The 21,959-nt window shown below is 73.9% G+C and carries 20 protein-coding genes; 5 read left to right on the forward strand and 15 right to left on the reverse strand.

What is annotated here, in order from left to right; genetic code table 11:
* Positions 1 to 8 precede the first annotated feature (8 nt).
* Genes Sdagh_RS03925 through Sdagh_RS03940 form a run of 4 tightly spaced genes read right to left on the reverse strand, consistent with a single transcriptional unit; the run spans position 9 to position 4,511 of the window.
* Positions 9 to 1,604, reverse strand: coding sequence for a serine hydrolase domain-containing protein (locus Sdagh_RS03925; protein ID WP_190078385.1), 1,596 nt, complete (start codon positions 1,602 to 1,604; stop codon positions 9 to 11).
* Between the two features lie 2 nt (positions 1,605 to 1,606).
* Positions 1,607 to 2,632, reverse strand: a complete 1,026-nt coding sequence (locus tag Sdagh_RS03930; protein WP_190078384.1) for an LLM class flavin-dependent oxidoreductase — start codon at positions 2,630 to 2,632, stop codon at positions 1,607 to 1,609.
* Complete coding sequence (locus Sdagh_RS03935; protein ID WP_189422503.1) at positions 2,629 to 3,285, reverse strand: HAD-IA family hydrolase; 657 nt, start codon at positions 3,283 to 3,285, stop codon at positions 2,629 to 2,631. Before Sdagh_RS03935 ends, Sdagh_RS03930 begins: the two co-directional genes overlap by 4 nt.
* Positions 3,286 to 3,344: 59 nt before the next feature.
* On the reverse strand, positions 3,345 to 4,511 hold the full coding sequence (locus tag Sdagh_RS03940; protein ID WP_189422505.1) for an aminotransferase class I/II-fold pyridoxal phosphate-dependent enzyme: 1,167 nt from the start codon (positions 4,509 to 4,511) through the stop codon (positions 3,345 to 3,347).
* 666 nt (positions 4,512 to 5,177) lie between these two features.
* On the opposite strand from Sdagh_RS03940, the gene Sdagh_RS03945 reads away from it, so the two are divergent.
* The 4 genes from Sdagh_RS03945 to Sdagh_RS03960 are packed head-to-tail and all read left to right on the forward strand — an operon-like array spanning position 5,178 to position 8,713.
* Positions 5,178 to 5,444: a phosphopantetheine-binding protein gene (locus tag Sdagh_RS03945; protein ID WP_190012100.1), complete on the forward strand. Its 267-nt coding sequence runs from the start codon at positions 5,178 to 5,180 to the stop codon at positions 5,442 to 5,444.
* 18 nt (positions 5,445 to 5,462) lie between these two features.
* Complete coding sequence (locus Sdagh_RS03950) at positions 5,463 to 6,845, forward strand: alkaline phosphatase family protein (protein WP_190012101.1); 1,383 nt, start codon at positions 5,463 to 5,465, stop codon at positions 6,843 to 6,845.
* Positions 6,842 to 7,291: a type II 3-dehydroquinate dehydratase gene (locus tag Sdagh_RS03955; RefSeq protein WP_189422520.1), complete on the forward strand. Its 450-nt coding sequence runs from the start codon at positions 6,842 to 6,844 to the stop codon at positions 7,289 to 7,291. The genes Sdagh_RS03950 and Sdagh_RS03955 overlap by 4 nt, the downstream gene beginning before the upstream one ends.
* 48 nt (positions 7,292 to 7,339) lie before the next feature.
* Complete coding sequence (locus Sdagh_RS03960) at positions 7,340 to 8,713, forward strand: alkaline phosphatase family protein (protein ID WP_189422530.1); 1,374 nt, start codon at positions 7,340 to 7,342, stop codon at positions 8,711 to 8,713.
* A 70-nt stretch (positions 8,714 to 8,783) separates the two neighbouring features.
* Here Sdagh_RS03960 and Sdagh_RS03965 read toward each other — a convergent pair whose 3' ends face one another.
* The 11 genes from Sdagh_RS03965 to Sdagh_RS04015 all read right to left on the reverse strand — a co-directional run bounded on the left by Sdagh_RS03965 (position 8,784) and on the right by Sdagh_RS04015 (position 19,908).
* Positions 8,784 to 9,182: a VOC family protein gene (locus tag Sdagh_RS03965; protein ID WP_189422533.1), complete on the reverse strand. Its 399-nt coding sequence runs from the start codon at positions 9,180 to 9,182 to the stop codon at positions 8,784 to 8,786.
* Positions 9,183 to 9,260: 78 nt separating this feature from the next.
* Entirely contained in the window at positions 9,261 to 9,629 is a 369-nt protein-coding gene (locus tag Sdagh_RS03970) for an MmcQ/YjbR family DNA-binding protein (RefSeq protein ID WP_189422535.1), read from the reverse strand.
* Between the two features lie 215 nt (positions 9,630 to 9,844).
* Complete coding sequence (locus Sdagh_RS03975) at positions 9,845 to 10,774, reverse strand: transglutaminase-like domain-containing protein (protein ID WP_189422537.1); 930 nt, start codon at positions 10,772 to 10,774, stop codon at positions 9,845 to 9,847.
* Between the two features lie 13 nt (positions 10,775 to 10,787).
* On the reverse strand, positions 10,788 to 11,138 hold the full coding sequence (locus tag Sdagh_RS03980; RefSeq protein WP_189422539.1) for a hypothetical protein: 351 nt from the start codon (positions 11,136 to 11,138) through the stop codon (positions 10,788 to 10,790).
* Between the two features lie 28 nt (positions 11,139 to 11,166).
* On the reverse strand, positions 11,167 to 12,273 hold the full coding sequence (locus Sdagh_RS03985) for an LLM class flavin-dependent oxidoreductase (protein WP_189422541.1): 1,107 nt from the start codon (positions 12,271 to 12,273) through the stop codon (positions 11,167 to 11,169).
* A gap of 31 nt (positions 12,274 to 12,304) precedes the next feature.
* On the reverse strand, positions 12,305 to 13,501 hold the full coding sequence (locus Sdagh_RS03990) for a Gfo/Idh/MocA family protein (protein ID WP_226534509.1): 1,197 nt from the start codon (positions 13,499 to 13,501) through the stop codon (positions 12,305 to 12,307).
* Positions 13,502 to 13,527: 26 nt separating this feature from the next.
* Positions 13,528 to 14,301 carry an SDR family NAD(P)-dependent oxidoreductase gene (locus Sdagh_RS03995; protein ID WP_189422545.1) on the reverse strand — a complete coding sequence of 258 codons (774 nt, stop codon included), beginning with the start codon at positions 14,299 to 14,301 and terminating at the stop codon, positions 13,528 to 13,530.
* Positions 14,301 to 16,628: an AMP-binding protein gene (locus Sdagh_RS04000; protein ID WP_190078383.1), complete on the reverse strand. Its 2,328-nt coding sequence runs from the start codon at positions 16,626 to 16,628 to the stop codon at positions 14,301 to 14,303. Before Sdagh_RS04000 ends, Sdagh_RS03995 begins: the two co-directional genes overlap by 1 nt.
* The gene (locus Sdagh_RS04005) at positions 16,621 to 17,733 is read right to left on the reverse strand and encodes a radical SAM protein (RefSeq protein WP_190078382.1); all 1,113 of its coding nucleotides are present in this window, start codon (positions 17,731 to 17,733) and stop codon (positions 16,621 to 16,623) included. The genes Sdagh_RS04000 and Sdagh_RS04005 overlap by 8 nt, the downstream gene beginning before the upstream one ends.
* A 217-nt stretch (positions 17,734 to 17,950) precedes the next feature.
* Positions 17,951 to 18,973, reverse strand: coding sequence for a PIG-L deacetylase family protein (locus Sdagh_RS04010; protein WP_189422551.1), 1,023 nt, complete (start codon positions 18,971 to 18,973; stop codon positions 17,951 to 17,953).
* Positions 18,970 to 19,908 (reverse strand): glycosyltransferase family 2 protein, encoded by a 939-nt coding sequence (locus tag Sdagh_RS04015; protein ID WP_190078381.1) that lies wholly within the window; start codon positions 19,906 to 19,908, stop codon positions 18,970 to 18,972. Before Sdagh_RS04015 ends, Sdagh_RS04010 begins: the two co-directional genes overlap by 4 nt.
* 504 nt (positions 19,909 to 20,412) lie before the next feature.
* Here Sdagh_RS04015 and Sdagh_RS04020 point away from each other — a divergent pair.
* The gene (locus Sdagh_RS04020) at positions 20,413 to 21,957 is read left to right on the forward strand and encodes an alkaline phosphatase family protein (protein WP_190078380.1); all 1,545 of its coding nucleotides are present in this window, start codon (positions 20,413 to 20,415) and stop codon (positions 21,955 to 21,957) included.
* Positions 21,958 to 21,959 lie beyond the last annotated feature (2 nt).

Here is a 21,959-nt window from a genome sequence, read left to right on the forward strand (position 1 = left end):
CCGGTGCGTCAGGTCAGCTTGAGGTCCTGGTAGACGGCGTCGGCGATCCGGAGGATGCGCTCGCGGTGCCGCTCGTGCTCCACCTTGCCGTTCAGATGGACGGCCACGGTGAGACGGGACTCCGGGTCGGCGAAGGCGACGGCGGTCCACAGTCCGTCGTGACCGAACGCGCGGGGCGAGGCGTGACGCGAGAAACTCGTGTACTCGGGTCCGAGCGAACGGCATTCCAGGCGGAGACCGAAGCCCCAGTCGGCGTTTCCGTACCGGTCGTTCACCCCGGTGCGGTGGCGGGCGGTGAGGGCGGCCACCGTCGTCGGCGCCAGGACGCGTCCGCCGGGGGCGGACCCCCCGTCCAGCAGCATCTCGAACAGCCGGCCGAGATCGCTGAGGGGGCCCCGCGTGTTCACACCGGGGACGCAGCGGGTGGTGGCGCCGCGTGTCGACCAGAAGTAGGTGGGCTGCGGCACGTCACCCAGGTTGGACACGTGGATGAGCGGCAGCCGGTCGCCGTACGCGGCGTAGTCCTCGGGCGTCAGGCACACCCGCGTACGGTCCATGCCGCAGGGACGCAGGATCTCCTGTTCGACATAGGTCACGTAGTCCCGGCCGTCGATGGCCGGCAGCAGCCGGGCCAGGACGAACCAGGCCCACCACTGGCTGTAGTTGATGCCCGGCGGGCCCCCGGAGGGCCGGACCGGGACCGGCACGTCGAGAGCGCGCCGCAGCCGCTCCGCGTCGGGGCCGGTCACCACCCCGTGCAACGGGTCGAGGCCCGTGGGGACCGGTCCGGTGTGGCAGACCAGTTCCATCGTCGTGATGGCGGACTTGCCCCGGGTACCGAACTCGGGCAGGTAGTGGGCGACCGGCAGGTAGGGATCGAACTCCCCGGCCTCCCACAGCCGGCCGAGCGCGACCGACAGCAGCGGCTTGGCGCAGCAGTACCAGAGGGGAGCGGACCGCGCCGTCAGGGCGACGCCGGGCCGGGCCAGCCCGAGGCCGACCTCGGCCAGGACCTTGCCGTCCTGGGAGGCGTAGAACTGCGCTCCCGGGGTGGAGGCGCCCACCTCGCGGCGCAGCTCCCGCAAGGTGCCGGGCAGGGCGTCGGCGGCCCGCGCGAGTGCCTCGCGGTCGGCCCCGGCGGTGCCGGTCCCCCCGCCCCCCGGCTCCGGCTCGTCCCACGGCACGTGCCCCGCCGGTACGGCTGTCCCGTCGCGCAGGGCGGCGACCTGGCCGCTGCGGTCACGTTGCAGCGCCGCGTCGATGAAGAACAGCAGGCTGAAATTGCCGGTGATGGTGGCGTCGCCGCCTTCCAGCAGCTCGGCGCGTGGCCGGGCGGCGCCGAGCAGCAGGGTGTACGCGCCGGTGTACGGCAGGGCGATCAGCAGCCCGGGGGGCTCGCCGGTGGCAGGGGTGACGGAGAGCCGGCCGCCCTCCAGGTCGACGCGCACGTCGACCGTGGCGTGGACCCCGGGAGGCGGGTCGGTGACCGTCAGGCGGAAGGAGACGGTGCTGCGCCGGCCGGGGTCGGGCGCGGGAACGAGGCCGGCGGCCAGGGACAGCCAGGCGTCCGACAGGTAGCCGGCGGGCGCGGTGGGCGTCGGCACGTCTACACCTCCTCCGGGAAGGCGGACCTGGGGAGCGCCGGCAGCCGCGGGGCGATCTCCTCGGCGACCCGGCGCAGGCTCTCGGTCCCCGGGTAGTCGCGGAACCACAGGACGAACTCGGTCACCCCGGCGGCGGCGTAGCGCGAGGCGAGTTCCAGCACCTGCTCGACCGTGCCGTACAGGCTGCGCCGGGCCAGCAGATCGGGGTGATGGCTCCAGAACGCCACCACGTGCGGGGTGGAGAGCCATCGGTCCCGGCTCACCTGGTCCTCGAAGACCCGGCACTCGGCGAGGAGCGCGTGCCGTGTGCGGCCCGGTTCCAGGCCGAGTTTCTCCCGCCGCAGACCGAACCCGGCGACCGCGCGGGCCACGTCCGCGGGCTCCCCCTGCCACTGCACGACGGCGCACTCGCGGACCGCGGCCTCCGGCAGCAGGCCGGCGGCGTCCGGGTGGGCCGCGTCCGCGCGGATCGCCATGGGCAGCTGAGGCTGCACGGGGACGGGTACCGCGTGGGCGCCCGTGAGCGTGACGGTGTCGCCGTCGACGGTGGTGCGGGCACCGGACCACAGGGCCCGCAGCGCCCCGATCGTCTCGGCGACGGCCGGCCCGGTCCCGGCTCCGGGGCGGGCGGTGCCCGCGGCGGCCTGCTCCGGCAGCTTCGGGGACGTGGACAGTCCCAGGGTGAAGCGACCGCCGGAGATGATGTCGACCCCCGCCGCCTGCTTCGCGAGCAGCAGGGCGTTGCGGTGGGGCGGGATCGCGCTGAGCAGACCCAGACCGATGTCGGGAACGGTCGCCGCGAGGGCACCGAGCGCGGTCCAGCACTCGGTCACCGGCTGGAGTTCCCGGCGCGGCAGGGTGTCCGTGCGGTCCTCCAGCCACAGCGTGTCGTACCCGCAGGTGCGGGCCAGCGCGGCGGTGTCGGTCAGGGTGCGCCAAGCGCCGGCGCCGTCGAGTCCGGCCAGTTCGAGGTTGGTGCCCTGCGGGGCGACGACGCTCCAGCGCGGGCGTCGGGTTTCGCTGCTCATCGGGCTTCTCCCCCCGAGACGAGCGCCAGCAGATCGGTGGGGCGTTCCAGGACGAAGTCGGGGCGCTCCGCGCGCAGGGGGCCCGGCGCGGTCTCCCCCCACAGCGCCGCCGCGGTGGCGGTCGCGGCGGCCCGGCCGCTCCGGATGTCGATGACGGCGTCCCCCACCATCACGGCGTCGTCGGGTCCGGCGCCGAGCCGGTGCAGCGCCTCGCGCACGATGTCGGGGGCGGGTTTGGGCCGTGGTACCTCGTCGCTGCCGACCACCGTGTCCAGCAGCGGGAGCAGGCCCACCACCTCCAGGACGGTGCGCGCCCGCGCCCCGGACTTCCCGGTCGCGATGGCGGTGCGGACGTCGCACTCCCGCAGCCGTTTCAGCAGCAGCGGTACGTCCGGGTACACCTCGACCTCGGCGACGAGCCGGTGGCTGGCCTCGACGAAGGGCTGCTCCATCCGCGGGGGCAGGTTCATCAGGCGCATGATGTCCGGGAAGTAGCGCCCTTGGTGGGTGCGGTACTCCTCGAACGGCGGCTCCCCCTCGCCCACGACCTCCCGGTAGGCGAGGGCGAACGCCTTGCGCATGACCGCGAAGCTGTCGATGAGCACCCCGTCCAGGTCGAAGACCACCGTGCCGAACTCAGGCTGAGCCGTCATCTGCTCCCCGTTCGCTGATAGACCTGACAGAAGCTCCGTGCCGGACCGGGCCCCGCGGTTCAGGCGCGGGCCACGACGTCGGCGAACACCTCGGCCAGCCGGTCCAGGGTGGCGGGGTCGGCGAGCAGCACCCGGTGGTGCAGCCACACGCAGTCGCCGCCGATCTCCTCGGCCACCGGGCAGCGCTTGCCCAGCTCCTCCGCGTCACCGGAGTACGGGCCCTGCCAGTAGCCGGTGGTGCGGTAGACCGGGGGGAACCCGACGAACGCGGGGACGCCGTGCGCGTTCAGCGCGTCCACCACGGCCGCGCGGCGCTCGGGAGACGTCCCGGAAAGCCGCACCATGGCCATGTAGTGCGACTTCACGTCACAGCGGTCGTCCCGCCCCTGCGGTACCACACCCGGGATGCGCGCGAGCGCCTGCGCCAGTTGGCGGGAGCGCTGCTCGCGTACGGCGATCTGGGCTTCCAGCCGACCCAGCTGGGCCCGCAGGACGGCCGCCGAGAACTCGTTCATACGGTAGTTGGAGCCCTGGGTGAGGTGGGCGTAGACCCGGTCGCCCGGCGGGCGCCCGCAGCCGTGCCGCAGATACGCCTGCCGGTGGCTCTCCTCGTCCGGCAGCAGCAGGGCGCCGCCCTCGCCGGCCGTCATCAGTTTGCCGTTCTGGAAGCTGAACGCCGCCATCGAGCCGAGCTCGCCGACCCGGCGGCCGTGCCAGCGGGCCGCGTGCGCGTGCGCCGCGTCCTGGAGCACGGCCACACCGGTCGCCTCCGCGAGTTCCGCGAGCGCGTCGAGGTCCGCGATCTGGCCCGCCATGTGCACCGGCATGACGGCCTTGGTGCGCGGGGTGATGAGCCTCTCGGTGGCCTCGACGTCGAGGCAGTAGGTGTCGGGGTGGACGTCGGCGGGCACCGGCACCGCGCCGAGCCGCTGGACGGCGAGCGAGGACGCTATGAAGGTGAAGGCGGGCACGACGACCTCGTCGCCGGGGCCCACGCCGAGGACGGACAGCGCCAGTTCGAGAGCGTGTGTGCCGTTGGTGGTGGCGACGGCGTACGGCGCCCCGTGCAGCTCCGCGAACTCCCGCTCGAAGGAGTCCACTTCGCCGCCGCCGTTGCGCCACCAGCCGTCCTGGTCCAGGGCGCGCAACAGACCCTCGCGCTCCTCGGCGCCGGCTTGCGGCCACGCGGGGAACGTCAGAGTGGGCTGGGCCGGGGCGGATGACATGGGCGTGCCTCTCGTCGTCTCGGTCGGTGTGCGGCGCGCGATACTGCGGCGACTCCCTGGACCGGCGTCCGGTCCGGCAACGGGTACGTGGCCGTGGGCCGGCCGCGAGCCCGTCGCTCACGGCGCCGAGACGGGGCTTTCGGGGTGTCGCGCTGACGGAGGATCGCGGGTCGGGACCGACCCGGTGGTGCTGCGCTGACGGAAACGGGCAGACAGTGGCGGGCGATCCGGGTCGCCCGGCGGTCCAAATCCTGCAAGCTCCGCTGAACGGCGTCAACACCGCGACGGAGGGGTCCCGTCCGCCGCGGTCCGCACAGTTGCTTTTCTGCCACGCTCACACGGGCCGGGCCCCGGCCGGGACACCGCAGCACACCACGTCGGGGCCGGTGCGTCCCGCCGCCGTACCCGCGCCGGAGGAATGGCCAGAATGCACACCTGGACCGGAATGTAAATCCGCTTATCGTGGTGCCCCGCCGGAAAACCGGCGTTACTCCGGTCACCTTCGCGTGCCGCCCGTTCGCGATTCCGCGCAGGCCGGCGGCGTCCGGTCGGCGGCAGCCGGCGCCGGCGGCGGTGCCGGCGCGAGCTTTCCTGCCGCTCCCCTTCCGCCGCCTTCCCGCGCACCACCGCCCGTCCGTTCGCGTTGCCCTGAAAGGACGCTCCGCCGTGGAAGAGACAAAGGCCCGGTTGCGCAAGGTGCTGGTGGACTCCCTGGAACTGTCCATCGAGCCGTCCGACGTCCCCGACCACGGACTCGTGCAGGCGCTGGGACTCGACTCGATCAACACGATCGAATTCCTGATCTGGGTGGAGAGCGAATTCGGGGTGGAGATCGCCGACGAGGATCTCTCGATCAAGCTGATCGACGACCTCGATCTGCTCGCCGCCTACGTCAAGGACCGCATGGACCGCAGCAGCACGCCCGCCACCTGACGAACGGAGACAGCGGACATGGCCGAGCGCGCCCTGATCATCGGGCTGGACGGAATGCCACGCACCCTGCTGACCGAACTCGCGGCGGAGGGGACCCTGCCCCGCATCGGCGAGCTGCTCGAAGAAGGCCACTGCGCCCCGCTGCGGGCGCCGGTACCGGAGATCAGCTCCACTTCGTGGGCCACCTTCCTCACCGGTACCAACCCCGGCCGGCACGGCATCTTCGGCTTCACCGACCTCGTGCCGGACGCGGACTACCGGACGCACTTCCCGAACCTGATGCAGTTGCGCCAGCCCCCGCTGTGGGCACTGACCGCCGCGGCGGGCGGCCGCACCGTGTGCCTCAACGTCCCCGGCACCTATCCCGCGCCGGCCGCCGACTGCGTCGTGGTCTCCGGATTCGTGGCCCCCCGGATGGAGAACGCGGTGACCCCGGCACGGCTGCTGCCGGTCCTGCGCGGCTTCGACTACGAACTGGACGTCGAGGTCGGCGACGTGGCCGGCGACCCCGAGGGGTTCCTCGGCCGGGCGGTACGGGCACTGCGGGCGCGCACCGACGCCATGGAGCACCTGCTCGCCCACGAACCGTGGAACCTGGGCGTGGCCGTCATCACCGAGACCGACCGGGTGCACCACTTCCTCTGGCGGGCCGTGGCCGACCCCGCCGATCCGCTGCACGGGGCCGTGCGGGACTTCTACCGGCTGGTCGACTCCTGCGTCGGCCGGCTCGTCGACCTGTGCCGGGACGACGACGAGCTGTTCCTCGTCAGCGATCACGGCTTCGGCCCCGCCGACCGGCAGTTCTACGTCAACTCCTGGCTGAGGGAAGCCGGTTACCTGGCCCCGCTGGGCTCCGCCCCCAAGCTCGCCGCCGGACTCGACGCCCGCACCCGGGCCTTCGCGCTCGATCCCGCCCGGATCTACCTGCACCGCAAGGAGCGGTTCGGGGGCGGCGGACTCACCGCGTCCGAGGCGGAGGAGCTGGCCGAGGAGATCGCCGGTGAACTGACCGCGCTGCGCTGCGACGGGGAGCACGTCGGCGCCGACGTGGACGGTCCCCCGCTGGTCTCCGCGGTGTTCCGGCCGGCGGACCTCTACCACGGGCCGCTGGCCGGCCATGCGGCGGACCTGCTGGCACTGCCCGCTCCGGGCGTGCAGCTGCGCGGCGGCTGGGAGGGCACGGCCCTCCTGCGCTCCGACGCGCTGACCGGCACCCACACCCGGGAGAACGCCGTGTTCTACCGGCGTGGCGCTCCCGCCCCGAGGGCGGACGACGGTGTGCCGCAGGAGCCGTACGACATGGTGGACGTGGCACCGACCGTACTGGCCTCCATCGGCATCCGGCCGCTGGGGCTCGACGGCGCGGTCGTCCTGGACGTCCGCGAGGAGGACCGGGAATGAGCCATGTGCTGTTGCTCAACGGCCCCAACCTCGGCACCCTCGGCACCCGGCAGCCGGAGATCTACGGAACCACCACGCTGGCCCGGATCGAGGCGGACGTGGCCGAGGAGGTCTCCTCCCGCGGCTGGACCCTGGTCGCCGAGCAGCGCAACGGCGAGGGGGAGCTGATCGAGCTGCTCCAGCAGCACGGCGACGCGGTCGGCGCCCTGGTCAACCCCGGGGCGCTGATGATCGCCGGCTGGGGGCTGAGGGACGCGCTGGAGGACTTCGCGCCGCCCTGGATCGAGGTGCACCTGTCCAACGTGTGGGCGCGCGAGAGCTTCCGCCACATGTCCGTCACCGCCCCGCTCGCCGCGGGCGTGGTGATGGGCCTGGGCGCGCTCGGCTACCGCGTCGCCGCCCAGGCCCTCACCCGGCTCGTGCCTCCGGCGGCCGGACCGGACTGACCGCTCTGGACCGCCCCCGACCCCCGTTCCCCAGGAAGGCAGGAATCGATGCCCCAGCCCGGCAGGGTGGCCGTGATCGGACTCGACTCGGCGACGCCGCAGCTGATGTTCGACCGGTTCGCCGAGGACATGCCCGTCCTGAGCGCTCTGCGGCAGCGCTCGCTGTGGGGCCCGATGCGCAGCGTCGACCCGCCCATCACCATGCCGGCCTGGTCGTGCATGATGTCCGGCCGGACACCGGGCGAACTCGGTGTGTACGGCTTCCGGGACCGGGCGGCCCACGACTACGGGCCGCTCGCCTTCGCCACCTCGCGCAGCATCAGGGCCCCGCGGATCTGGGACGAGATGACGGCCGAGGGCCGGGACAGCGTGGTGCTGGGCGTGCCGGGCACCTATCCGCCGACCCCGATCCGTGGCGCGATGGTCTCCTGCTTCCTCGCTCCCTCGACCCGCTCCGAGTTCACCTCACCGCCCGCGCTCCGCGACGACCTGGAGAAGCTGACCGGCGGCTACGCGCTCGACGTGGAGAACTTCCGCTCGCCCGAGCTGGGCCGGGTCTCCCAGCAGATCTTCGACATGAGCGAGCAGCGCTTCCAGGTGGCCCGGCATCTGGCCACCCATCAGGACTGGGAGTTCCTCTCCTTCGTCGACATGGGCCCGGACCGGCTGCACCACGGCTTCTGGAAGTACTGCGACCCGGGACACCCCCGCCACGAGCCCGGCAACCCCTACGAGAACCTGTTCCGCGACTACTACCGCGCGCTGGACCGGCACATCGGCGACTTCCTGGAGTGCCTGCCGGAGAACACCTCCGTCCTGGTGGTCTCCGACCACGGGGCGCAGCCGATGGTCGGCGGGTTGTTCATCAACGAGTGGCTGCGGCGGGAGGGGCTGCTCGTCCTGGCGAAGGAGCCCGCCGGACCGACGCCGATGGCGCGGGCGCACGTCGACTGGAAGCGGACCACGGCCTGGGCGGAGGGCGGCTACTACGGCCGGATCTTCCTCAACGTGGAGGGGCGCGAACCCGAGGGCACCGTACCGGCGGGCGAGTACGACGCCACCCTGGACCGTATCGCGAGCGCGCTGGAACGGCTGCCCGACGACCAGGGCAACCCGATGGGCACCCGCGCCCTGCGTCCCGAGCAGCTCTACCCGGAAGTCAACGGCATCGCCCCCGACCTGCTGGTCTACGTGGGCAACCTGCGCTGGCGCGCGCTGGCCACGCTGGGCATGGGCCAGGGGCTGTACACCACCGAGAACGACACCGGCCCCGACCACGCCAACCACGGTGACACCGGCATCCTCGTGCTCGACACCCCGGGCATCGCACCGGGCCGCGCGGAGGACCTGTCGCTGTACGACGTGGCTCCCGCACTGCGGGAGCTGCTGGGCCTGCCGGGAGGCGGACGCCTGCCCGGGTGAGGCGGACGGGCCGGGCCCCGTCGCGGCGCCGGCCGGCCAGGGGGCCGGCCGGCGCCCGCCGTGGGCCGGTTCAGTCGGCCAGCGGCGCGTACAGGTCGATCGCGGTGCCGTCGGGGTCGAGGACGATGGCGTAGCGCTGACCCCAGACGGCGTTCCACGGCTCGACGTGGCCGACGTAGCCGGCGTCGACCAGTTCGGAGTACTTCGCGTCGACGGCCTGTGCGTCGGGGAACTCGAAGGCGACGGCGAACCGGTGGCTGCCGGTGGGCGCCTTCCACTCGGGGTCGTAGCTGCGGACCGTCTCCACGGTGTCCCAGGCGAGCCGTACTCCGCCGGGCAGCACGGTCTCGACGTGCGGCTGCGAGTCGGCCTCGGCGGGAATGTCCAGCCCGAGGCGGCGGTAGAACGCCAGGGCCTTGGACATGTCGTCGACGACGATCCCGAAGAGGGACAGCTGAGGAACTGCCATGAGTGGTGCTCTTTCCTTTGTTGTCGGGGCGAGTTGCTGGTGCCGGGCGGCCGGGGGTGTGCGGGCGGACCCCTCGGGTCAGCCCCGCTGGAGCCGCAGGCGCTCGCGCACCGCCTTCGGCAGGCCGGACACCACGCGGTCGTAGGAGTGCTCCACCATCTCCCGCAGTTCGGACGCCGGGACGGTGGAGTCGAGCAGGACCGTGTTCCAGTGCCGCTTGTTGACGTGGTAGCCGGGCCCCACCGCCGGGTACTGGTCGCGCAGATGCAGCGCGAGGTCGGGCTCACACTTCAGCGTGACCTGCGCGGGTCCCTCGGCGGTGGCGTCCTGAAGGATGGCGAACACCTTGCCCTCGACCTTGAACACCGTGGCCCCGGGGCCGAAGGCCTCGTCGTCCGTGGCGCTCGGCAACTCCAGAGCGAAGTCCGACAGTTCTTCAGGGGTCATGCCCGTCCTCTCGTCGTCGAGGGAGTCAGCGACGTGCCCGGAGGCACGAGGCCGACGAGGTCCTGCGCTCCGATCGCGTCCGTCAGCCTAGGCCGTCGTTCCGGGCGTGACCGCCCAACGCGCCCGGGTCGCGGACACGATGGCCGAAAAAGGCCGGGGCCGTGCCGGAAGTGCTGTGAAGCGCCGTCGGGGTCGCCTTTCCGCCCGGCCCGCGCTCAGTCGATCCGGTCCGTCGGCAAGGACACCTGCGCCCAGACGCCACCGTGGCTCACCACCTTGGTGAAGCGGTCGGTGAGGCGGTGGAAGAGGGCACCGGGGGTGCCGTCGGGCGGGAAGGCGCCCGGATCGAGTCCGCCCCACTGGTTCAGTGCCTGGACGAGCAGCGGGTCGACCGGGACCCAGACCCCGTCGACGAGGAACTCCGCCCAGCAGTGCGGGGTGGAGTAGGGGGCGGCCACCAGCAGGCCGAAGGAGAACCGGCTCCGCAGGCCGCGCCGGCCGCCCTCGTGGACCAGCCAGGCGGCGGCGCCACCGCAGTCCGCCATGCGGGTGCGCCACATGAACTCCTGGTCCCAGCGCACCGCCTCGGGCAGGAGGAAGAACCCGATGTCCGCCTCCTCCCGCAACAACTCCCGTACGGCTGCGGGAAGTTCGGGCCAGTCCCGAGTGGGGGCGGTGCGCAGCTCGCCCAGGCGGGCATCCGCCGCGGGACCTTCGACCTGGTGTCTCCGGTCCCCCAGCAGCACGCCGTAGCGGCAGGGGCCGCGGTGGCCCGGTACCGGGCAGGCGGAAACCACCTGCACACGGTGGGCCGGTGCCTGGCCGAGGGCGGTCTGCCATGCCTTGGACCACGCGCGCATGGACCGGCTCTGCACCGAGAGCCGGCCCAGGTGCAGAGCCGCGTTGCCGAGGTCGTAGGCGTCGTAGAGCCGTTCGTCACCCACCCCGACGTGCGGGACGCCGGCGGCGGTGAGCGCGGCCAGCAGGTCGGGGCGGACGCCGTGCACGCGACGGGCCTGAACGGGTGTCACCGAGAAGCGCCGCTGCCGGTCGGGTACCTGGCGCAACCGCCTCACGAGGTCCTCGACGAGCTTCGGCTCGGGAAGCTGCCGCTCGCGCGGCTCACTGCTGGCATGCGTCACCATGGGCCGGCCTCGGTCAGTCGATGTAGCCGAGGGCTTCGAGACGGCGGGCCACCTCGTCCTCCTCGTCGGGGCTGTAGGCCGCCGCGGACGCCGGCGGCAGCCCGCGCCGCTCCAGCTCCCGCAGGAGGTGGTCCAGCGGATCGGGCTCGCCGGGAGGCACGACGATCGGCTCGGCACCCCGGGGTCCGCCGGTCACCTGGAGGACGAGGGCGGCACGCAGGCCGGCGGGTACCGCCGGACCGTCCAGGACGGTCGCCCGGGCTCCGCGCTGCACGACGGTGTCGGTGAGGCGCCGGGCGAGCACCTGGCGGTCGGCGGTGTCGCCGCCGGCGAATGCGATCAGCACTCCGTCGGGTTCGGTCATGGAGGTCAAGGCTGGATTCCCTGGGGTCTCAGGAGGCGGCGGCGGCGCTCGGCGCGGCCGCCTCGGGCGGTTCGTACGGGGTGAAGGCGGCGAGGTGCGGGACGACGTCCCGGGCGAACAGCTCCATGGAGCCGATCGCCTCGTCCCCGGTGATGTCACCGAAGACGAACTCCCCGAAGAGGGTGTTGAAGTACCCCTCGCGGGCCGCCTCGGCGACGCGGTCGGCGACCGTGCGCGGAGAACCCACGAAGATCAGGTTGTGGTCCATCAGGAACCGGAAGTCGTGGCAGCCGGCGAGGATGTCCGCGGTGCTCAGGCCACTCGCCGGGGCGAGCCGGTCGACCGAGCGGCGCACCGACCCGTAGCGCAGGGTCTCGACGAAGGTGCGGGTCGCCTGCTCCGCCGCCCGGGCCTCCGCCTCGGCGTCCGTCCCGGCCACGTGCACCAGACTCCAGTAGCCGATGTTCGGGGCGCCCGGCTGCCCCTCCTTGCGCCACCAGTCGACGTAGTGGCGGTAGACGAGGCCCATGACCGCCCTCGGGACGATCATGGTGGAACAGGTGTGGCCGCCGGTCTTCGCCAGGTGGCGCAGGGTCGCGCGGTCCGTGGTGGGAATCCACAGCGGCGGGTGGGGGGTCTGCTCGGCGCCGAACGACAGGGTGATGTCGCGCAGCCGGTGCACGGGTCCGTCGAAGTCGAAGGAACCCTTCCCGGCGAACGCGGTGCGCAGCAGGTCGGCGCACTCCCGTGTGCGCTCCTTGCGTCCGGCGAAGTCGGCGCCGAACGGCTTGAACGGCTGGTCGCTGACCCCGGAGGCGAGCCCCACCTCCAGCCGGCCGCCGAGGAGGTGGTCGAGCGTCGCGGCCTCCTCCACGATGTGCAGCGGGTGGTGCAGCGGCGGTACCCAGCCCATCGGCCCCACCCGGATGCGCTCGGTGCGCAGCGCAGCGCCGGTGCAGAACACCGCCGGCGAGGACATCCAGCTCTCCTCGGGGGTGCAGTGGTGTTCGACGGAGAAGGCGTAGTCGAAGCCGAGCCGGTCCGCGGCCTCGATCTCCTGCCACAGCTCTTCGTACCGCTGGCGGACGGAGATGTTCTCCCGTCCCCATACGTGGGTGAAGTACGCGAATTTCATGGGCACTCCGGAGCTGAGATCGGGTGGGTGGTCACAGGGACTGCCGGGTCTTCGGGGCCCCCTGGCCCCGGGGAGGTTCCGGTGGCTTCGTGGGAAGGCCGGGGCGTCCGGCCGCCGCGTAGAGCCGGTCGACGCACGAGGCGAGTACGCCGATCTCGGCGAGCGAGCCGCCGCCCGCGTCGGGCGAGGACGCCTCGGGGCCGGTCAGCCGCCGGGCGAGGTGCTCGACGAGGCGCTCGTACTCGACGCCCACGGGTTCCTCGGGCAGCGCTACCTCGGTGCGCTCACCCCGCCGCAGCACGGTCAGCGAGGAGCGCTGGACGCGGTGCGGGCTGAAGCCGAAGGTGCCGCGCAGGACGGCGACGCCCTTGGTGCCCTCGACGGTGACCGTGGTGTGGTCCACGGCCTGGTGCGAGGCCCAGCGCGCGCGGAGCGAGACGGCGACGCCGGTGTCGGTGAGCAGGAAACCGCGCGCGGTGTCCTCCACCAGGTCGTCCGCCGTGCGGGCCGGGGTGCCGCCGTCGCGCCCGCGCCCGCTCCAGTCGGCGACGGCGTCCGCGTCCCCGAGCCAGTCACCGGAGACGGTGCCCAGGGCGTCCGTCACCCCGGGGCGGCCGAGCAGGTCGAAACCGACGTCCAGCAGGTGCCAGCCGAGGTCGAGCAGGGCCCCGCCGCCGGCCAGCCGGCGGTCGGTGAACCAGCCGTCGCGCTCCGGGATGCCGGATGCCCGGGACCAGTCGAGGTCGAGGGCCCGCAGATCGCCGAGCGAGGGCAGCAGCGCCGCCAGGGCCCGGACGTCGGCGCGGTGACGGGCCGCGCTCCCGGCGTGCACGCCCGCCCCGCCCCGGGCGGCCTCGGCGAGGGCTCGGGCCTCGGCGGCGGTGCGGCAGACCGGTTTCTCCACGAACACGGGGACCCCGCGGCCGAGCAGGGTACGGGCGACAGGCACATGGAGGTGGTTGGGCAGGGCGATCACGGCGAGGTCCAGGGGCAGGCCGGCGAGGTCCTCCGGGCCGGTGCCGACGACCACCTCCCGTCCGGGCGGCGCCAGGGCACGGGCAGCGGCCTGGTCGGCGTCCACGAGCGCCGCCACCTCGAACGCCGGATGCGCCTCCAGCAGCGGCACCCACACCGTGCGCGAGACCCAGCCGGCCCCGAGGACGGCCGTGCGCAGGGGCGGGGCGTCGGCCGGGCGGGACCGCGCGGGTGCGGCGGCCGTGCCGGGCACGGAGGGTGCGTCGGCCGCGCCGGGCATCAAAAGCGCGCACCGCCGTCCACGACGAGGGTGTTGCCGCTCACGTAGGAGGCCGCCGGGGAGAGCAGGAACGACACCGCCGCGGCGACCTCGTCCGGTTCGCCGAGCCGTCCGGCGCCGATGAACTGGAGCACCAGGTCCCGCTCCGCGGGGGAGAAGTCCATGACCTCGGCCCGGATGGCGCCCGGCGCCACCACGTTGACCGTGATCCCGTGCTTGCCGACCTCGCCGGCGAGCGAGGCCGCCCAGGGCTGGAGGGCGCCCTTGGTCGCCGCGTACGCGCTGTGTCCGGGCAGGCCGCTGGTGCCGGCCCGGGAGCCGAACAGGACGATACGGCCGTAGCGGGCCCGCATCATCGGCTTCAGGCACGCCTTGGCGAGGTTGACCGAGCCGGCCAGGTTGACGTCGAGCAGTTCGGCCAGCGTGCCGGCGTCGGTGGCCATGGCGAGGCGCCGGGTACGCAGCCCGGCGGCGGCGACCAGGCCGTCGATCCGGCCGAACCGGTCGAGGGCCGCCGAGACGAGTTGGGCCGGTCCGTCCGGCTCCGACAGGTCGGCCCGGACGGGGACGAGCGTCCCGCCGGCCTCCTCGACGCGGGCGGCCAGCTTGCCCATCCGGTCCTCGCCGCTGTGGTAGCCGGCGACGACGGTGGCACCGAGCTCGGCCAGTTGGGCCGCGCAGGCGCTGCCGATGCTCCCGGACGCTCCGGAGATCACGACCACTCGGCCGCGCTGTCCCATGGTTTCGGCGATACGGACGACGGGATCACCCATCAGTCGGCCTCCTTGGCCAGGACGAGATGACAGGGGGAACCTTCGAGAGGAAGGTCGCGGACGAGGTCCGCGCCCGCCTCGGTCAGAGCGGCGGTGAGCGCCGCGAGGGTGGGCCAGCGGGTGCCACCGTGCGTGAGCCAGTCCAGTGCCAGCTCGGCACCCTCGCCGGGCTCGCCGTCCGGGGCGCCGGAGGGCAGGAAGACATCGTCGACCAGGAGCCGGCCACCGGGTTTCAGGGTCCGCAGCAGCGGCGCGAGGCGGGCGCCGCCGGCGGGGTCGTGGACGCTGTTGGCGACGACGCAGACATCGGCGTCGCCGTGCGGCAGATCCGGCCCGGTGGTGACCCGGCCGGCGGCGACGGCCTCACGCACCGCCTCGCTCACCGGCCCCGCGAGCCGGCCGGTCTGCCACAGGTGGCCGGTGGCCGTGGGGTCGCCGGCGAGCAGCCGCTCCAGGTAGCGGCCGGGTCCGGCGGTGACCTCCACCAGCCGGGTACCGGGACGCGCCCGGACCAGCCGCAGCCCGAGAGCGGTGCGGGCGCGGGCGGAGGGCCCGCTCATGGCGCCCTGGTACACACGCACCAACGCGTCGTCCGGCGGGCGCTGTTCGAACGGCCGGTGGTGTAAGCCCGTACGCGCCACCGCGGCCAGCGCCTCCCGGCTCACCAGATCGCGGGAGAGCCGTTCCTCCAGTTCCACGAACGCGGCGAGTTCCGCGCCGGCGACCGCGGGGCCGCCGGCGCCGGGGGAGGTGGAGAGCAGGCCGAGGGCCGCGGCGGTGTCCAGCAGCAGCTCCAGCGCCCGGGTGTCGCAGTCCAGCGCGGCGCTGATCTCGGCGAGGTCGGCGCCCTCGGCCAGGAGGTCCAGGGCACCGAGGCCGTGGAGGGCGAAGAGCAGCTCGGACGCCTTGTAGGCGCGGGCGGCGCGCAGCGCCCGCGTGGTGAGGCGGTAGCGGACCGGGGCCGCGGCCTTGCCGACGGCGGTCTTCGGCAGGGCGGAGCGCAGCACGAAGGTGTCGGGGACCTTGTGCGGGGCGAGGTGCCGGGCCGCGTGGGCCCGCAGCGCCTCCTCGTCGGTCTCGTCGGACACGACGACCTCGGCGACCAGCCCGTCCTCGCCCTCGTGGGCCCGGCGCCGGGCGGCGACCCGCACGTCCCGCACGCCCTCGTGGGTGCGCAGCACCGACTCGATCTCCAGTGGCGCCACCCAGCGGGCGCCGCGGCGGACGGCGGTGCCCTCGCGGCCGAGGATCCGCCAGGCGCCCCGCTCGAACACGGCCAGGTCGCCGGTGTCGTGCCAGTCGGGCAGCGCGTCGGTGCGGATCTGGAGGATCCCGGGGCCGTCCGCCGTCTCGGCGCGCGTGGTGCGGTCCAGGAGGCGGACGCCCACCCCGGGCAGGGGAGTGCCCACGCACAGCGGGGGCAGCCCGGCCGGCCCGGAGAGGACCCCGCCGAGTTCCGTGGAGCCGTAGTTCCGGGCGAGTCCGATGCCGTACGCCTCGCGGAACAGCGCGTCGAGCGGTCCGTCGACCGGACCCGCGCCCGCCATGGCGATGCGCAGGCGGGGGGCCGGCGGTGCCGTGTCCGGCCGGGCGCGGCGGGCGCGCAGCCGCTGCCGGGTGGCCAGCAGCCGTGCGGTCGCGGGCACCAGGGCGACGACGGTGGCGCCGGCGGCGAGGGCGCGGGCCGTCTCGCCGAGCCCGGTGGGCGGCACGGGCGTGATGGTGGCCCCGGTGAGCAGCGCGCCGCACATCCAGCCGAGGGCGTACGCGTGCGCGAGCGGCACGGGCAGCAGCAGGACGTCCTCGCCGGTGAGGCCGACGCCGTCCCGGTAGCGGCGGGCCTCGGTCAGCCAGCTCGCCTCGGGGCGCCAGACCAGTTTGGGCGCGCCCGTGGAGCCCGAGGTGGGCAGCAGCACGCCGGGGCCGTCGTCGGCGGGGGCACCCGGGGTGCCCTCCAGCCGGACCGGCCGGCCGGCCCGGTCGGCGGGCTCCAGCACCCGGCCGCCACCGGTCAGCCCGAGCAGCCTGCCGACCTCGGGGCCGGGGGTGTCGGGTGCCACGGGCAGCGGGCGGGCGCCCGCGGCGAGCAGGCCGAGGAAGTGCACCACCCAGTCGGGACCGTTGGGCAGCCGGAGCGCCACCGCCTCGCCCTCGGCTCCCTGGGCCTTGAGGGCGTCCGCGGCCCGGTGCGCTTCGGCCGTCAGCTCGGCCGCGGTACGGCCGGCCAGCACCGGGGTGTCCGGGGCGAGGCGTCCCACGGCGTCCAGGAGGGTGCCGGGGAGCGCTCCTCGGAGCGTGCCGGGGGCCCGTCCGGTGCCCTCAGCCATCGCTGCTCGCCAGGTACTCGGCCTTGGCGTGCTCGATCATGCCGCGGATCCGGGGCGGGGCGTAGGTGGGGGCGGCGCACAGCTCGTCGAGGGTGATCTCGTCCTCGAAGTACATGGAGAGGGTGTCCCACGGGGTGAAGCAGCCATGGCAGGCGCTCAGCCTCGGCTTGGGCGCGAGGAGCGCCTGGTAGAGGCCGCTGGAGCCGAGCTTGGTCAGGAGGTTCTCCGACTCCTCGCCGAGGATGTTGCCCATGTCGGAGAACCAGATGTTGGGGCAGGGGGTGACGACGCCGTCGCTGAAGCTGGAGACGACCAGCCGGGGCAGATGGCAGCGGAAGGTGCGTTTGCCCTCGCGGTAGAAGCTGAGCAGCCGGGCGAAGTAGGCGCGCGGCGGCAGCACCTGGCTGAACTCGTCGTACCGCTCGACGAGTTCCTCGATGTGGCCGATCTGGTCGGGCCGTACCGCGAACTGCGCGGCGTCCGGGCCGCGGACCGGGAAGGGGAAGAACGTGGGCGGGTTGTCGAAGGAGGCGAGCCAGCCGGCGAAGTCCGGCAGTTCGCCGACGCTGCGGTCGTTGAGGACACCGTAGATCTCGACCGGCAGGCCGGAGTCGAGGATCCGGCTGACGGCCCGGACCACCTTGGTGTGCAGCGACTCCGACTGCACGCGGTAGCTGTTGCCCGGGTAGAGGTGGCTGTCCAGGGAGACCTGCAGGACGACGTTGCCCCACGACCGCATCCGCGCGAGGTGTTCGTCGCCGACCAGTACGCCGTTGGTCTGGATGACGAGGACCTCGTACTTGGCGGACTGCTCCTCCAGGAAGTCCATGATCCCGCGGACCAGGAAGATCTCGCCCCCGGTGACCTTCAGCAGCGGCAGGCCGAACCGGTTGCCGAGCCGGTCGGCGACGGTGTTGATGCGCTTGCCGAGCCCCGATGCCGGGGAGTAGTCGTCACGCTTGGGCGGATCGAAGATGAGCTTGAGGGAGTGGCCCTCCTTGAGGTTGCTCTGCCCGGTCAGGCAGTAGGTGCAACTGAGGTTGCAGGAGTCCTCGTTGATGACCAGATCGTTGCCGATCAGCGGGAGCGGGGCGAGGGGCGGCATCTGCGGTCCTTTCACGGTCGTCCGACGGAGCACGTGTCGCGCGGTCGTACGGGGGGCCGGGGCACCCGGGCCGGTGGCATGCCGGGAGGACTGCGCCGGATGTGATCGGGGGAGCGGCACGCGTGGGCGCCACCGCCCCGGCTCGGTTCCGGGACCTGCCCGGTCCGGTCTGCCGGACCGTCTCCCGACGCCTCGGCCGTCCGATGCCTTCCGCAGGTCATGACGTATCGGCACGGTCCTCCCAGGGGCGGCCCGGCTCGACGCGCAGCCAGTGGCGGTCGGCGTGCGGCGTCCCCGCCTCGGCCCCGTGGGCGCGGGTCCGGGCGAGCAGGGCCCGGCGCAGCCCGTCCGCTCCGCCGAACAGGGCCTCGGCCTGGCTGGCGTACCGCAGGGCGGCGGCCAGCCAGCGCTCGACCTCGGCCTCGGTGAGGGGCTGGCAACGGGCGGAGAGGCCGTCGTGGTCCCGTCCGCGCAAGGGGTAGGGGAAGTCCTCGTACCAGACGGTGCCGGGCGCGGCGAGGCGCTCCACGGCGGCCCGGGAGACCACGTGGTCGACATGCCGGCCGGCGGCCAGGGGAGCGTGCACCCGGGTACCGGGCGGGCAGAGCGGGCGCAGGGCCTCACTGATCGCGCCGGGCAGGTCGTCGTCGTCCGGGTGGCGCGCGGCGAAGACCCGGGGCGCCGAGCGGTAGCGGTACCGGCCGTCCGACGTGCGCAGCGCGGCGTCGGTGAAGCCCAGGGAGAGGTGCGCGACACCCAGCTCACCGAGCGCGGCACGGTCCTCCCGACGCCGGAGCGCGGGGTGGGCGACGCGCCGCCAGGCATCGGGCGAGGGGTCCGTGTGCGGGAGCGGCGGGGGAGACGGGGCGGTCTGCCGCGGGGCGCCGGGCGAGCCGGAGGCACCGGAGGCCGGGACCCGCGGGCGCGGCGGCAGACGGCCGGCGAGCGGCCGGGTGCCGGACCCGCCGGCCGGGCTCGGGGCCGAGGCCCGCTCCCGCGGCGCGGATACGGGAGCCGGACCGGCCCCCGGAACGCCCTCGGCCCCCGGAACGCCTTCGGCCCCCGGAACGGCCTCGGGTTCCGGAACGCCCTCGGGCTCCGGTCCGTCGAAGACCGTGACCACCGTGACCGGTACCCCCCGCGCGGCCCAGTGGGCCAGCCGGCCCCCGAGGGACCACACCGCGTCGTCCGGGTGCGGGGAGACCACCAGGTGGGCGCGGGTCCCGCGGGGCGCGCTCACCGGGTGCCGGTCGGCCGGGACCGCGCCGTCTCGGCCTGGACGGAGGCCACATAGCGCTCGGGGGTCCCGTCCGGGCCGAGCAGGGCGGTCAGGGCCCGTACCGCGGGCAGCGGGTGCAGCGCCGCGAACCGCTCCATGTTCCTTCCGTGCTGGTGCCAGCGGTCCGGCCTGGTGTGGCTGAGATGGACGCCGTACGCCTCGGGAACCAGGGACCGCGTCAGCCCGGCGGTGTGCAGCCGTACCCCGAACTCGATGTCCTCGCAGCCCCAGGAGCGCCCGAACTCCTCGTCGAAGCCGCCCACGGAGCGCCACGCCTCCCTGGGCACGGCCGAGTTGGCGCCGACGAAGCCGAGCCAGGCGGCGACGTCCGGCAGGGTGCCCGCGTCCATCGCCTCGACCGCGCGCTCCAGGGCGTTCGCCATCGTGCGGCGCAGGGGATCGCGGTCCCGGGCGCCGGGCGCGGAGCCGGTCAGCTCCGCCGCGGTCCGCTGGATCTCCGGCCGGGGGGCGTCCTTCAACGCGGTCAGCAGCCGTGCCGCCGTCGGGAGTTCGCGCATCCGGCCGTGGAGGAAGACCCCGGGCCGGGCGGCGTCGGCGTACGCCCGCAGGAAGCGCGGGCCGACGACGACATCGGCGTCGAGGAAGACCACCCAGGCGGCGTCGGCCGCGCCGGCACCCGCGTTGCGGGCTGCCGCCCGCCCCCGTCCGGGTCCGGGCACCACCCGCAGCGGCAGCCGGTCGTCCGCCTCCGCCAGGACGCCGGCGAGCGCCGGACGGTCCTCGGGCGCGTTGTCGTCGACCACGATCACCTCGTGGTCGGGCGCACCGGTCTGCGCGGCGAGACAGGCGAGCGTGACGCGCAGCCGCTCGTGGTCGCCCCGGGTGGGGACCACCACGGCCAGGGTGATCGGCGCGGAGGGCAGGGGCGGGGACATGCATCGGCCTTTCCGTCGGCGAAGAGTCGGCACGGCTCGGCGAAGTCCCGGCGCGCTCCGAGCGCGGGAGAACGTGAGAGTGCGCTGCGGAAATCGGCGTGAACGACAGAGGCAGGACACGGGGTGAGACCGGACCGTCGGCGAATAGCCCGCCCGGAGAGGCTCCACCGGCGAAGCCCGGGAAGTCAACCGGCAGGTGGAATTTCGGAAGGGCCGCTTGCCCGGAATACACGCGAGAAGCGCCTGATGATCAAGCGGGGCGATTCCTTTTGGCCATAACGGCATGGCAGTCGGCCGACGGCCCGGGTACCCGGGCGAAGATCGCCATGCGCATCTGCGGTCGACCGGAACCTGAGGCGGATCAAGAACCGCTCGCCACGCGTGTCCGTCCGAGCCTCCATTTTCGGTCAAGGTGCTCCGGACAACCACCTTTCCTCGAATGACGTTTTGCCTCAGTGTTACGGTCAGACCCGATCATCCGGCGACACAGCTGGAGGCAATCACGTGCCACCCTCGCCGCTTGCCCTCGTCATCGGAATCGACGGCGGGACGTTCGATCTCATCGACCCCCTGGTGGGACGGGGACTGCTTCCGAACATCGAGCGTCTCCTGACCGCCTCGGCCAGCAGCAGGACCACCTGCACCTGGCCGGCCCACACCGCTCCCGGGTGGTCCACCTTCGTCAGCGCGGCCGCCCCGGGCAACCATGGCATCTACCAGTTCTACGACACCCAGGACCCCGGTTACGGCGCCCGGATCACCAGGGCCGGCGACCTGGGGCGGTCCTCGGCATGGGACTGGCTGGCGGCACAGTCGTACACGCTCGGGCTGGTCAACATCCCGATGTCCCATCCGCCGGCCGACCTGCCCGGCTACCAGATCACCTGGCCCCTGGAACGCACCCTGCGGCACTGCCGGCCCGACTCGCTGCTGCGCGAACTGGCCGCGGCCCGCGCGCACTTCCAATCCGACCTCGCCACGATGTTCCGCGGCGACATGAGCTACCTGGACCAGGCCGAACGCAATGTGGAGGCCCGCATCCGGTCCGTGCGGCACCTGATGACCACCCGGCCCACGGACGTCGTCATGGTCGTCCTGACCGAGGCCGACCGGGTCGGACACCACTACTGGCACTACGAGGACGCGGAGCATCCCCGGCACGAGGACGCTCCGGCGGACAGCGGCTGGGAGCGGGCCCTCACCCGGGTCTACCGGGCGCTGGACACCGCGGTGGGCGAGCTGCTGGCACTGGTGGACGAGGACACCGTGGTGACCCTCGTCTCCGACCACGGCCTGGGCCGGGGCCGGTACGCGTTCTCCGTCCACCAGGTGCTGGAGGAGGCGGGCCTGCTCGCCACCGAGACCGGCGCGGTGCCCGCGGACGGCACCGCGAGCTGGTTCGCCGACGGCGGGCGGCGGGTGGACTTCTCCCGGACGGCCGTCTACATGCCGGTCCCCGGCTCCTACGGGCTCAACCTCAATCTCAAGGCCCGCCAGATCCGGGGCACCGTGGCCCCCCGGGACCGGGACCGGGTCACTGCGGAGGTGACCGACCTGCTCGGCGGGCTGAAGGGCCCCACCGGGGACCCGGTGTTCCGGGCGGTCCTGCCCCGGCAGGAGGCGTACCCGGGCGGCAACGGTGAGCGCGCCCCCGATCTGCTGCTGGTCCCGGCGGACGAGTCCGTGCTTCCGGTCACCTCGCTGACCGGCGAGCTGTGGACCCCCAGCCCGCAGACCGGACTCCACCGGTACGAGGGCATCTGGGCACAGCGCTCGCCACGCGTCCGCCCGGGCCGGCTGCCCGGCACGATCCCGCTGACCGACGCGATGCCCACGCTGCTGACGGACCTCGGGGCCGCCTGGCCGCAGGACGTCGACGGCCGTCCGCGCACCGAGGTGTTCACCGAGGACGTACCCGTCCCCGGGCCGGCCCGCCATCTCGACCGGCCGGACGCCGTGCGGTCCGTGGCCGGTCCGGCGGACGCGCCGGAGGAACCGGGCGAGGACGACTACACCAGCAGCCGGCTGCGCGAGATGGGCTACCTGTGAGC

The organism is Streptomyces daghestanicus (assembly GCF_020521275.1).
In the GTDB taxonomy this organism is placed as follows: Bacteria; Actinomycetota; Actinomycetes; order Streptomycetales; family Streptomycetaceae; genus Streptomyces; species Streptomyces griseoviridis.

Excerpts from the sequence above, each read along its gene's own strand:
- Sdagh_RS03970 (WP_189422535.1), bottom strand. The coding sequence starts at position 9,629 with ATGACCCCTGAAGAACTGTCGGACTTCGCTCTGGAGTTGCCGAGCGCC.
- Sdagh_RS04015 (WP_190078381.1), bottom strand. The coding sequence starts at position 19,908 with ATGTCCCCGCCCCTGCCCTCCGCGCCGATCACCCTGGCCGTGGTGGTC.
- Sdagh_RS03950 (WP_190012101.1), top strand. The coding sequence starts at position 5,463 with ATGGCCGAGCGCGCCCTGATCATCGGGCTGGACGGAATGCCACGCACC.
- Sdagh_RS03960 (WP_189422530.1), top strand. The coding sequence starts at position 7,340 with ATGCCCCAGCCCGGCAGGGTGGCCGTGATCGGACTCGACTCGGCGACG.
- Sdagh_RS03995 (WP_189422545.1), bottom strand. The coding sequence starts at position 14,301 with ATGGGTGATCCCGTCGTCCGTATCGCCGAAACCATGGGACAGCGCGGC.
- Sdagh_RS03955 (WP_189422520.1), top strand. The coding sequence starts at position 6,842 with ATGAGCCATGTGCTGTTGCTCAACGGCCCCAACCTCGGCACCCTCGGC.
- Sdagh_RS03965 (WP_189422533.1), bottom strand. The coding sequence starts at position 9,182 with ATGGCAGTTCCTCAGCTGTCCCTCTTCGGGATCGTCGTCGACGACATG.
- Sdagh_RS04005 (WP_190078382.1), bottom strand. The coding sequence starts at position 17,733 with ATGCCGCCCCTCGCCCCGCTCCCGCTGATCGGCAACGATCTGGTCATC.
- Sdagh_RS03985 (WP_189422541.1), bottom strand. The coding sequence starts at position 12,273 with ATGAAATTCGCGTACTTCACCCACGTATGGGGACGGGAGAACATCTCC.
- Sdagh_RS03935 (WP_189422503.1), bottom strand. The coding sequence starts at position 3,285 with ATGACGGCTCAGCCTGAGTTCGGCACGGTGGTCTTCGACCTGGACGGG.
- Sdagh_RS03930 (WP_190078384.1), bottom strand. The coding sequence starts at position 2,632 with ATGAGCAGCGAAACCCGACGCCCGCGCTGGAGCGTCGTCGCCCCGCAG.
- Sdagh_RS03940 (WP_189422505.1), bottom strand. The coding sequence starts at position 4,511 with ATGTCATCCGCCCCGGCCCAGCCCACTCTGACGTTCCCCGCGTGGCCG.
- Sdagh_RS04000 (WP_190078383.1), bottom strand. The coding sequence starts at position 16,628 with ATGGCTGAGGGCACCGGACGGGCCCCCGGCACGCTCCGAGGAGCGCTC.
- Sdagh_RS03980 (WP_189422539.1), bottom strand. The coding sequence starts at position 11,138 with ATGACCGAACCCGACGGAGTGCTGATCGCATTCGCCGGCGGCGACACC.
- Sdagh_RS03975 (WP_189422537.1), bottom strand. The coding sequence starts at position 10,774 with ATGGTGACGCATGCCAGCAGTGAGCCGCGCGAGCGGCAGCTTCCCGAG.